12 protein-coding genes and 2 riboswitches are annotated in these 10,989 nt (G+C 44.7%); of the genes, 6 read left to right on the plus strand and 6 right to left on the minus strand.

What is annotated here, in order from left to right; all coding sequences use genetic code 11:
- Positions 1-5: 5 nt before the first annotated feature.
- Both mtnK and ETB99_RS11670 read right to left on the minus strand, forming a co-directional pair.
- Positions 6-1,175, minus strand: a complete 1,170-nt coding sequence (mtnK, locus tag ETB99_RS11665; protein WP_171700672.1) for an S-methyl-5-thioribose kinase — start codon at positions 1,173-1,175, stop codon at positions 6-8.
- A gap of 72 nt (positions 1,176-1,247) precedes the next feature.
- Positions 1,248-1,347, minus strand: a riboswitch (SAM riboswitch).
- Positions 1,348-1,434: 87 nt separating this feature from the next.
- On the minus strand, positions 1,435-2,229 hold the full coding sequence (locus ETB99_RS11670; protein WP_171700673.1) for a carbon-nitrogen family hydrolase: 795 nt from the start codon (positions 2,227-2,229) through the stop codon (positions 1,435-1,437).
- Positions 2,230-2,325: 96 nt separating this feature from the next.
- Between ETB99_RS11670 and ETB99_RS11675 the strand changes: the two genes are divergently transcribed.
- From ETB99_RS11675 to ETB99_RS11695, 5 genes are all read left to right on the plus strand, one after another.
- Complete coding sequence (locus tag ETB99_RS11675; protein WP_171700674.1) at positions 2,326-3,498, plus strand: pyridoxal phosphate-dependent aminotransferase; 1,173 nt, start codon at positions 2,326-2,328, stop codon at positions 3,496-3,498.
- Positions 3,499-3,587: 89 nt separating this feature from the next.
- A riboswitch (SAM riboswitch) is annotated at positions 3,588-3,695 on the plus strand.
- Positions 3,696-3,755: 60 nt separating this feature from the next.
- Positions 3,756-4,976 carry a 2,3-diketo-5-methylthiopentyl-1-phosphate enolase gene (gene mtnW, locus ETB99_RS11680; protein WP_171700675.1) on the plus strand — a complete coding sequence of 407 codons (1,221 nt, stop codon included), beginning with the start codon at positions 3,756-3,758 and terminating at the stop codon, positions 4,974-4,976.
- Complete coding sequence (locus tag ETB99_RS11685; RefSeq protein WP_171700676.1) at positions 4,976-5,632, plus strand: 2-hydroxy-3-keto-5-methylthiopentenyl-1-phosphate phosphatase; 657 nt, start codon at positions 4,976-4,978, stop codon at positions 5,630-5,632. The genes mtnW and ETB99_RS11685 overlap by 1 nt, the downstream gene beginning before the upstream one ends.
- Positions 5,629-6,237 carry a methylthioribulose 1-phosphate dehydratase gene (locus ETB99_RS11690; protein ID WP_128999993.1) on the plus strand — a complete coding sequence of 203 codons (609 nt, stop codon included), beginning with the start codon at positions 5,629-5,631 and terminating at the stop codon, positions 6,235-6,237. The genes ETB99_RS11685 and ETB99_RS11690 overlap by 4 nt, the downstream gene beginning before the upstream one ends.
- A gap of 12 nt (positions 6,238-6,249) precedes the next feature.
- Entirely contained in the window at positions 6,250-6,786 is a 537-nt protein-coding gene (locus tag ETB99_RS11695; protein WP_128999994.1) for a 1,2-dihydroxy-3-keto-5-methylthiopentene dioxygenase, read from the plus strand.
- A gap of 12 nt (positions 6,787-6,798) precedes the next feature.
- Here ETB99_RS11695 and ETB99_RS11700 read toward each other — a convergent pair whose 3' ends face one another.
- Positions 6,799-7,533 (minus strand): ZIP family metal transporter, encoded by a 735-nt coding sequence (locus tag ETB99_RS11700; protein ID WP_171700677.1) that lies wholly within the window; start codon positions 7,531-7,533, stop codon positions 6,799-6,801.
- On the minus strand, positions 7,494-8,960 hold the full coding sequence (locus tag ETB99_RS11705) for an ATP-binding protein (protein WP_171700678.1): 1,467 nt from the start codon (positions 8,958-8,960) through the stop codon (positions 7,494-7,496). The genes ETB99_RS11700 and ETB99_RS11705 overlap by 40 nt, the downstream gene beginning before the upstream one ends.
- 343 nt (positions 8,961-9,303) lie before the next feature.
- Between ETB99_RS11705 and ETB99_RS11710 the strand changes: the two genes are divergently transcribed.
- Complete coding sequence (locus tag ETB99_RS11710) at positions 9,304-9,822, plus strand: hypothetical protein (protein ID WP_171700679.1); 519 nt, start codon at positions 9,304-9,306, stop codon at positions 9,820-9,822.
- Positions 9,823-9,830: 8 nt separating this feature from the next.
- On the opposite strand, the gene ETB99_RS11715 is transcribed toward ETB99_RS11710, so the two are convergent.
- Both ETB99_RS11715 and ETB99_RS11720 read right to left on the minus strand, forming a co-directional pair.
- Positions 9,831-10,334, minus strand: a complete 504-nt coding sequence (locus tag ETB99_RS11715) for an IS630 family transposase (RefSeq protein ID WP_240468873.1) — start codon at positions 10,332-10,334, stop codon at positions 9,831-9,833.
- Between the two features lie 26 nt (positions 10,335-10,360).
- Positions 10,361-10,891: a winged helix-turn-helix domain-containing protein gene (locus ETB99_RS11720; RefSeq protein ID WP_006322879.1), complete on the minus strand. Its 531-nt coding sequence runs from the start codon at positions 10,889-10,891 to the stop codon at positions 10,361-10,363.
- Positions 10,892-10,989: the final 98 nt, after the last annotated feature.

Below are 10,989 nucleotides of genomic sequence, written 5' to 3' on the forward strand. Positions count from 1 at the left end.
TCCTCCTAGCTGTTTACATGTGCGGTTTGTTCAACGAGACGTTTGAAATCATCGACACGAAGATTGTGTCGATGGACGATCAGCTCGCGTCCGAGACGAAGGGCATGGCGTTTCGCTTCGAGCCGTTGTTCAAGCGGCAATTCATCGAGGTCCGCCACATGCGCTAAACCGATCGTGCGGCGAATGACTTCGCAACCAGCAAAGCCGATTGCTTCCACGAGCGCATCGTTCATGATGTCGTCGAGCACGAAAGAAACGCGCGCATACGGTTCGTTGCTTTCTTGCCAACATGTTGTAAATGTGCGAACAAACACGTCCCACGTTTTTTCAATATGTGTAAAGAGCGGCTCGCATTCGCTTTCATGGCGAGCGAGGGCGTTTAATAGTAAATTGGCAAAAAAATTCCCTAAATCAAAGCCGATCGGACCGTAAAATGCAAATTCTGGATCAATTACTTTCGTGTCATCGTCGCTTGCGAATATGCTTCCGGTATGTAAGTCGCCATGAAGCAACACGTCTGCTTTTGTTAAAAAGAGCCGTTTCAATTTCGCTACTTCGCGCTTGAGTTCATCATCTTGCCAAAGCTGCTTGACATCGGCGCGCAGTTCTGCTTCAAAGTTGTTCGTGTCGTGGTCAAAAAACGGGTCGGTAAAGACGAGATCTTCCGTAATTTTACATAGTTCAGGGTTTGTAAATTGTTGGGCGAGCTTCTTTTTTTGTTGTTGATTCATGCCAAAATCAGACGTATAAAACGCCGTTTTCGCGACAAACTCGCCGATATGTTCAGAAAGCTTCGGAAATGTTTTTCCTTCGATCAGTCCACGACGTGCAATTTGTAAATGCGACAAATCTTCCATCACCGTAATCGCTAAAGTCTCATCGGAATAGTACACTTTCGGAACATAGTGAGGAACGTAGCTTGCGAATGTGCGCAACGCTTGGCTTTCAATTGTCGCTCGTTTTAATGTGAGCGGCCAGCTTTCTCCGACGACTTTCGCATACGGTAGCGCTTGTTTGATAATGATGCTGTCGTTTGTGCGTTCGTTGACGATGCGAAAGACGAGATTTAAGTTGCCATCACCAATTTCTTGACTAGAAAGAAGGGCATCGTTGTCAAATAGCCCTAAGCGGACAGCGAGAGCGATCGCTTTTTGTTCTGTTAACGGTTCGTACATATGAATTCCCCCCTTGACATAAATAAAAAACCTCTTTCGCTGAACGAAAGAGGTTTGAAGTTTGCTTCGCACCTCTTATCTCTCAGCCTACTGCTGCAAGAATTAGCACCGTGCGTCATCGCCGGTTGCCGGGTTTCATCGGGCTCGTCCCTCCACCTGCTCTTGATAAGAGTGTTTATCTTTATTCGAATGTTTTGAATAGTGAAAACGTTTCGTTAATTCGCTTGATTTGAATCATACATCGCTTCTCGCTTGTTTGTCAATCTTTTTTTTCAAAAATTTTATACACGTCTGGACGACGATCGGCAAAAATCGGGATGCGGGCGCGTACGCGTTGTACTTCGCTTATGTCGATCGTTGCCTTGATGACCGTTTCTTGTTCGCTTCCTTCTGCAAGAATATTTCCCCACGGATCGATAATCATCGAATGCCCAGCAAACGTGTTGTTCGGGTCTGATCCTGCACGGTTGCACGCGACGACGTAACATTGATTTTCGATCGCTCGCGCCATTAATAACGTGCGCCAATGATGAAGGCGCGAAAGGGGCCATTCCGCAACGACAAATAACACTTCCGCACCGTTTAGCGTATGCGCGCGAATCCATTCTGGAAAGCGAATGTCATAACAAATGACCCCCGCACACGTCGTTTCATCGAGCGAACATAGCCCGGTCGTTTCTCCCGCTTGTAAATATACATGCTCATCCATCAATTTAAACAAATGAAGTTTGCTATATTCACAAACGACATCGCCGTTTCGATGGACGATATACATCGTATTCGTTATGTTGTCCGCCACTTTTTTCGCGACCGATCCGCCGACGATATGCACATGATACGTGCGGGCAAGTTCGGAAAGAAACGCTTTCGTTTGTTCGCCGTTTTCATCAGCAATATGAGCAAGTCTCGTTAAATCGTAACCTGTCGTCCATAGTTCAGGTAAAACGACGACATCGGCTTCTTTCGCGATTTGTTCCATGTAGCGCACGACTGTTTGTTTATTTTTTTCCGGTGCTCCAAACGCAATGTCCATTTGTACGCAAGCGATATTCATCTCATTCACCTCAAAAAAATTTTCTTTACATTTTGATTTTTACGATATATGATTCTTGACTAGAATTTCAACCTTTTTGTGAAGTAGGTGTGAAAAATGAAAACATTTCCGCAATCGAACTTGTTACAGCAACTTCCGAAGCAATTTTTTGCTTCGCTCGTGCAAAAAGTGAACGCAGTCATTGCCGAAGGACATGATGTCATTAATCTCGGACAAGGAAATCCAGATCAGCCGACACCAGCGCACATTGTAAGCGCGATGCAACAGGCGGTAGCAAAGCCTATGTATCATAAATATTCACCATTTCGCGGCTATTCGTTTTTGAAAGAAGCAGTCGCGACGTTTTATAAACGCGAGTATGGCGTGACGATTGATCCTGAAAAAGAAGTCGCTATTTTGTTTGGCGGAAAAGCAGGGCTTGTTGAAATGCCGCTTTGCTTATTAAATCCGGGCGATGTTGTGCTCGTTCCTGATCCCGGTTATCCAGACTATTGGTCGGGGGTCGTGCTTGCGCGGGCGCGCATGGAAATGATGCCGCTACGGGCGGAAAACGGCTTTTTACCTAATTACGAGGAGCTAAACAAAGATGTCGTTCGCAAGGCGAAACTGATGTTTTTAAACTATCCGAACAATCCGACCGGCGCAACCGCAACGAAATCGTTTTTTCAAGACACGGTTTCGTTTGCTGAAAAACATCGTATCGGTGTTGTACACGATTTCGCATACGGAGCGATCGGCTTTGACGGGAAAAAGCCAGTAAGCTTTTTACAAGTCGAAGGGGCCAAAGACGTCGGCATTGAAATTTATACGTTCTCAAAAACGTACAATATGGCAGGATGGCGCATCGGTTTTGCGGTCGGTAACGAAAGCATGATCGAAGCGATCAACGTATTACAAGACCATTTATACGTCAGCATGTTCGGGGCGATTCAAGAAGCGGCAGCAGTCGCACTACTTGATTCGCAACAATGCGTCGCCGAGCTTGTCGCGACGTATGAAGCAAGAAGAAACACGTTCGTTCATGCATTGCGTGACATCGGCTGGGATGTGCAAGCGCCAGCAGGTTCGTTTTTCGCTTGGCTTCCGGTGCCAAACGGCTATACGTCGGAAACGTTTGCTGACCTTTTGCTTCAAAAAGCGCACGTGGCGGTCGCTCCGGGCATTGGGTTTGGCGAACATGGGGAAGGCTATGTGCGCACAGGGCTACTCACAAGCGAAGCAAGACTTCAAGAAGCAGCGGAACGCATCGGGCGGTTGCAACTTTTTTAAAAAATCGTTGACAAAATCGGCATGTGCTGTCATAATTCGAATTAAATTTGTGAAAAACGAACTGTTTGAAAAATTTTATACATTGCGAATTCTTATCAAGAGTAGGTGGAGGGACGAGCCCGATGAAGCCCGGCAACCGACTTAACAAGTGTTAAGCACGGTGCTAATTCTCGCAGCAATGAGCTGAGAGATAAGAAGAGACGAACGATTGAGCCTCTTCTTATGAAGAGGTTTTTTATTTGTAAAGGAGTGGGAAGATGATTACCGCAACATATTTGATTCATGACGACAAAGACTTAGTGAAAAAAGCGGAAGGGATTGCGCTTGGATTGACTGTCGGGTCGTGGACCGATTTGCCGCAGCTTGAACAAGAGCAGTTGAAAAAACATAAAGGCGTTGTTCAGTCCATTGAACAGCTCGAAGAAGATGAGCGGGTCAATACGTTTTTTGGCAAGAGACTAAAGCGTGCCCTCGTGCGCATTTCGTATCCGAGCGTCAATTTTAGCGCCGATTTTCCAGCGATTTTGACGACGACGTTTGGAAAATTGTCGCTTGACGGAACGATTAAACTTGTTGATTTAACGTTTTCTGACGAACTGAAGCGTGCGTTTCCGGGCCCGCGCTTTGGCATTGACGGCATACGCGAAAAGCTTGGCGTTTTTGACCGTCCGCTTGTGATGAGCATTTTTAAAGCGGTCATTGGGCGTGATTTACAATACGTCACCGAACAATTAAAACTACAAGCGCTCGGTGGGGTCGATCTCGTGAAAGACGATGAAATTTTATTTGACAATGACTTAACGCCGTTTGAAAAGCGCATTGTCGCAGGAAAACAAGCGCTTCAGGAAGTGTACGAACAAACAGGGCATCGAACGTTATATGCGGTCAATTTAACAGGTAAAACGTTTGAACTAAAAGACAAAGCGAAGCGTGCGGCGGAGCTAGGGGCGGACGTGTTGTTGTTTAACGTGTTTACATACGGACTTGACGTGTTGCAGGCGCTTCGTGAAGACGATGACATTCGCTTGCCGATTATGGCACATCCGTCGTTTAGCGGCGCGATCGCCTCATCGCACGTATATGGAGTTAGCTATGCGCTTCTTCTTGGAAAACTATTGCGCATGACCGGGGCGGATTTTTCGCTCTTCCCATCACCGTATGGAAGTGTCGCGCTTGAAAAAGAACAGACGGTTGCGATTGCCCATGAACTTACGAAAGAAGAACCGTTTTTACGCACATTCCCTGTGCCATCTGCCGGCATTCATCCGGGGCTTGTGCCGCTTTTAGTGCGCGATTTTGGCATCGACTCCGTCATTAACGCAGGCGGCGGAGTGCACGGACATCCGCAAGGCGCTGTCGGTGGCGGGCAAGCGTTTCGTGCCGCAGTTGATGCGGTGCTTGCTGGTCGTTCGCTTCATGATGCGGCAAAAGAAAACGAAGCGTTACAACAAGCGCTTGATTTATGGGGGGGCGCTTGATGAAGCCAATTATTTTTTGCGACTTTGATGGAACGATTACGTTAAACGACAACATTATTGCGCTTATGAAACAGTTCGCTCCGCCCGAGTGGGAGGCCATCAAAGATGACGTACTTGCGCAAAGATGTTCCGTACAACAAGGTGTCGGACGCATGTTTTCGCTATTGCCGACGACGCTAAAAGAAGACATCGTGCAATTTTTGCTTGACACCGCCCGCATTCGCGACGGATTTTCCGACTTTGTCGCATTTACGAACGAACGGGAAATTCCGCTTTATATCGTGAGCGGCGGCATCGACTTTTTCGTTTATCCGCTGTTAGACGGACTTGTTGAAAAAGAACGTATTTTTTGTAACAGCGCTGACTTTAGCGGAGAAACGATTCACATTACGTGGCCGTATGCGTGCGATGAACATTGCGGAAATGAATGCGGGTGCTGCAAGCCGTCGCTTCTTCGTAAACTCGCGCCAAAGGGGGCAAAAACGATTGTGATTGGCGATTCCATTACCGATTTAGCGGCGGCGAAACTAGCCGATTACGTCATCGCGCGCGACTTTTTGCTTGAAAAATGCCGGGAGCTTCATTTGCCACATACACCGTTTACGACGTTTTATGATGTCATCGATGCGTTACAAGAAAGCGAGGTGATCGTGTGAGACAAAAAAAATGGGAAGAGCTTGCGGAAGTGAAACGAGAACTAGCGGCGCGCGATTGGTTTATGGGAACGAGCGGCAACTTGTCGCTAAAGGTGAGCGATGAGCCGCTTACGTTTCTTGTGACCGCTAGCGGAAAAGATAAACGAAAAGAAACAGCAGAAGACTTTTTACTCGTCGGTGCGGACGGACAGCCAGCCGAAGCGACGCATTTAAAGCCGTCAGCTGAGACGCTTCTTCACGTTAAAATCTACAATAAAACGAACGCTGGTTGTGTGCTTCATGTCCATACCGTTGACAATAACGTTATTTCCGAATGGTACGGTGACGAAGGGGAAGTCGTTTTTACAAATCAAGAACTCATTAAAGCGTTCGGATTATGGGAAGAAGATGCGGCGTTTCGTATTCCGATTATTCCGAATTTCGCCCATATTCCGACGTTAGCGGATGCGTTTGCGAAACATGTGCACGCGGACGCCGGAGCGGTACTTATTCGCAACCACGGCATTACCGTATGGGGAAAAGATGCGTTTGAAGCGAAAAAGTTTTTAGAAGCATGCGAGTTTTTATGTCAATATTATGTGAAACTACTACTTTTAAAACGATAAGGGGGAGTATGTATGGCAGTTATTAAAGTGCGCAACACAGGTGAAGTGATTGAAGGAAAGGAAAACGTCGCTACGTTTTTAAATAAGCAAGGGGTGTTGTACGAACATTGGGATGCAAATAAACTTCCAACGCATCTTCAAAACAAATTTGTATTAACAGACGAAGAAAAGGCGGATATTTTAGCGACGTTTCAAACAGAAATTGAAGATTTAGCGAAGCGTAGAGGGTACCAAGCGTGGGACGTTGTCGCCTTGTGCGAACAAACGCCAAATTTAGAAGAGCTATTGAAAAAATTTGAACAAGTGCATACGCATACAGAAGATGAAGTGCGTGCAATCGTTGCTGGTCATGGCATTTTCGTCATTAAAGGGGACGAAAATACAGGCTACTTTGACGTTGAACTTGAAGCAGGGGATGTCATTTCTGTACCAGAAGGAAACCCGCATTTCTTTACGTTAATGGACGATCGCCAAGTCGTCGCGGTGCGGTTGTTTATTGATCCATCTGGCTGGGTGGCACATCCGTATGAAGAAAAAGAAGGGGCGTAACGCTCCTTCTTTTTAAAATGCTTCAATTAAAAACACCATAACGAGCAAACCGATAATAAACGCATACGTCGATGATTGTTCGTTTCCGTCGCCATGGCTTTCAGGGATTAACTCTTTATAAATAATAAACAACATCGCACCAGCCGCAAACGCTAATCCGTACGGAACGAGCGCGTCGACGACGGACGTTAAATAAAAGCCGATGATGGAGGCGACGAGCTCGATCATTCCCGTCCCGGTTGCCATGAAAAACGCTTTTCCTTTTGAAATGCGTTGATTAAATAAAAAAAGCGCAACGAGCAATCCTTCAGGTGCATTTTGAAAGCCGATCGCTAAGGCGATTAAATCCCCGATATGATTTTGTTCCCCCGAGGCATAACTCACGCCAACAGATAAACCTTCTGGAATGTTATGAAGCGTAATCGCCGCAAGGACAAGCAGCGCTTTTTGATCCATTTTGATGCCGCTTTTTGTATGTGCTAAGTCGATATGCGGTACGATGTTTTCAAGAAGCGTCAGCGTAAACACCCCAAAGCACAATCCAACCGCAAGAGAAAAAAACGTGCCAGAAGAAAGTGACTCAGGAATTAACCCAAGCATCGATGCCGCCATCATAACACCAGCTGTAAAAGCGAGCAACATATCGCGCCATTGGTGCGTAAGGGAGCGCGATAAAAATAAAATAGGAATTGCGCCAGCACCTGTTGCTAGCGCGGATAACGTACTGCCAACAAGCATGTCAAACATGTTTCCACCTCCTGTCGTAAAGGAAGACGAACGGTAATCGTCGTTCCTTTCTTTTCTATGCTATGAATGTCGATTGTCCCTTCATGCATATCGATGATACGTTTACAGACGACGAGCCCAAGTCCTGTTCCCGTTTGTTTCGATGTGACAAACGGTTGAAACAGTTTGTGTTTTACGTCGTTTGGAATGCCGCATCCATTGTCCGTCACTTGCAGCACCGCCCAGTCGTTTTGTTTCGTCAGCGAAATCGTTAGCTCACCGCCATCGGTCATCGCTTCGATCGCATTTTTTGCTAAATTTAAGACGACTTGTTTTAAATGATCTTTTGAACAACGAATCGGAAGTGGCACATCGGCACGTTGAAACGTATAGACGACGTTATGTAAATGCGCTTGCGACTCAATCATCGGATGAATGCTTTGCACAATATAGTTTAAATCACACGTTTCAAGTTTTTGTGCCGTCGGTTTGCCGAGAATTAAAAATTCGTTCACAATATCGTTAATGCGTGTAATTTCATTTTGAATGACGGAAAAATAAAGTTGTGATTCGTTATCTTTATGTTTTTCACTTAATAGTTGAATAAATCCTTTAATGCCAGCGAGCGGGTTGCGAATTTCATGCGCCGTGCTTGCGGCGAGTGTGCCGACAAGTTCGAGTTTTTGTGCTTCGGTCTCTATGCGTTCAAGCATCGTTTGCCGTTTTAATAGCCAATATTGAATCAGTAGCCAAACAATATGGATGGCGACGATCAGCAATAAGATGTATGGAAGGGATGTTTGCACATTTTGTTTCATCGTTACGTGCGGCACGTTCGCTTCAATTATCCATGGTGCATAATTTAAATGAACCGTCACCGTTTGTTGTGATGGGCGAATGTCGTTTGTTGCCAACAACATCGTTCCACGCTCATCATATAAACGAAACGATGCGCCTTGGTCAATGATTTTCATCCGTTTTTTTATGTAATCCATACGTAATTCCGCCACAAAAAAACCGACTGTATCACTTGTTTTTTCATCGACAATCGGTGTGACGATCGTTGTTGTATGATCGCTGTCAATGACCGTTTGTTTTGTCGTTTTCGCCAATCGCATCGCTGAACTTGTACTTTCAGAAAAAAACGATATGTGATGAAAACGAACGTCTTGTTTTTCTATTTGTTGCAACATGTCGTTTATGTCTTTTTCGCTTAACATCGCCATATGTTTGCTAACCATAAACGCTAACGTCTCGAGTTTTGTCGTTGTCTCCGCAAGAAAGCGATCGAGATCGTTTTTATGTATATTCGCAAACAAGCGCGTTTCTTCAAGCAATTGTTGTTGCTGTTGTTCATCTTGCCAAAGCACAATCCACGCGCTTCCTACAAGGCATGGGATCATAACAAGCAAGATGTACAACCATCGTCCCATTCTCTCTCTCCCCATATATGCTCCCTCAACAAAACAAAATTCAAGGAATATTATAACATAAAGATGAAAAAAAGACGGAAAAAATCATTGGTGTAAAGGAGCTTTTTGCTCGGATAGGAAGGATGAAAACGAATGATGTCGAAATATGTCCTGTAAATGATAAGGGGCGAAAAATAAAAAAGACCAAGGGAGTTACCTTAGTCATTAGAAAAATATATGTAGTCGAATAGATTTCAGTCGCCCCTTGGGACGAGTTACTTTCTATCCTACAGCACGCTAGTCGTTCCAAGGAACGAGTAACGTACCGTACTTAGAGAATATTACATAACTATATTGTTGTCAAGGGAGAATGAAACAGATGGAAAGAGAAGTATTGAATACAGAAATGATGCATATTTTTTTGGATGAAAGTGGGACAAAAAAGGATAAACCTACGTTAATGGCAGGATTATTAATTCCATCAAAAATATATAATACCTTTGAATTTGTGGAACTCAATCGGAAACTTCAAAACAAAGAATTTGCTTCCCTTCATTGGACAGATTATACCGGATATCCAAAGATGAGGAACGATATTCTTGAAGTACTTCATGTTTTTTCAAAATATGCTTTTTTTACTAAGTTTAATGTGATTAATTACAATGCGAATCCACTTGATATTCGTAAAATGTTATACAATCAAGATCAACAAACAGCTGAACGGATGATGCAAATGATGATCTATACAAAAATTCCAGAAAGAATACTGTATGGTCTTTTGCGATATTATGGGAAAGATGTATATGTCAAATCTCGAGTATTTATTGAGCATTCGAGAAGGTTTGAAGATTTCAAGTTAGACGAAAAAATACTATATACATCCAAATTGGCATTTTAACCTCTGATTCACACAGCACACCCCATGCGGCGTAACACCTCATCTGGATGTTGTAAGACGTACTGTTCAAAGCGAGTAATGGATTGGGCAATGTCATTTTGATCCTTGTGAAAAACGTTGGCAATCACTTCATCTTTCAACCACTTCCACAGCCGTTCAATCGGATTTAACTGTGGAGAATACGGTGGCAAAAAGATGAAATGAAAAGCATCGCCTTCCTCGCCATCAAGAAAGGCTTGCACCATCTTGGCATGATGAATACGCGCATTGTCCAACACAAGCACGAGGAATCGGTCCGTATATTTCTCTTTCAATCGGCGCAAAAAGTCGAGGAACGTTTCGGCATTGGCGGATGATGCGCGATGAAATACCACATCGCCTTGTTGAACATCGACGGCGCCAAAAATAGAAACGTGGGCGTGGTGACCGTAGCTCGGCACGTGTTTTTGATTTCCTACTTCTGCCCATGTCGTACGTAGCGCTTGATAAGCACGAACATGTGTCTCATCCACATAAAACAGCATGGCATTCTCGGTAATTAGTTTTTTTTTATAAATTCAAGTTCTCTTTGAAAAGCAGCTTGACGCTTAGCGTCTCCTTTGACGAGCTTATACGTCGGACGTGTCCATGACAAACGAAGACGATGCAATAACTTACGAATGCCTTCACGTGACATCGAAACGCCATAGGTTTGTTGAATGTAAGATTGTAAAATGCGCGTATTCCATGATGAAGCGATGCCCCAGCCAGCATCCACAGGTGTAGTAGTTAAAACGAGTTGTCTGATTTCTTGTTGTTGTTCTTCCGTAAGAAACGGCACACGACCAGGCGGCAACCGACGATCGAGTAGATGATCGAGCCCACCTTGATTAAATCGCGCAACGTAGAGGGCAACCGATTGACGGCATACGTTGACCATTTTTGCGACATCTTTACCGAGGTGACCTTCCATAACAAGACGAACAGCGGTCACCCGAACACGAAGGGAAGCATCTTTGATTTTCCGTTCTTGTTTCCGAAGTGTTCGAGGCGTCCAGCCGTGGTCATTTGTAATTTTAAGACGTTTCATGTCCTTTCCGCTCCTTTTACACATGAGTATTTAGGAGCAGTATAGCCATGAAAAAATGTGTTCATACAGAAGTCATCGTTTTAAAGTGCATGTATATA

This window comes from Anoxybacillus sp. CHMUD (genome assembly GCF_013096965.1).
Classification (GTDB): domain Bacteria; phylum Bacillota; class Bacilli; order Bacillales; family Anoxybacillaceae; genus Anoxybacillus; species Anoxybacillus kestanbolensis_A.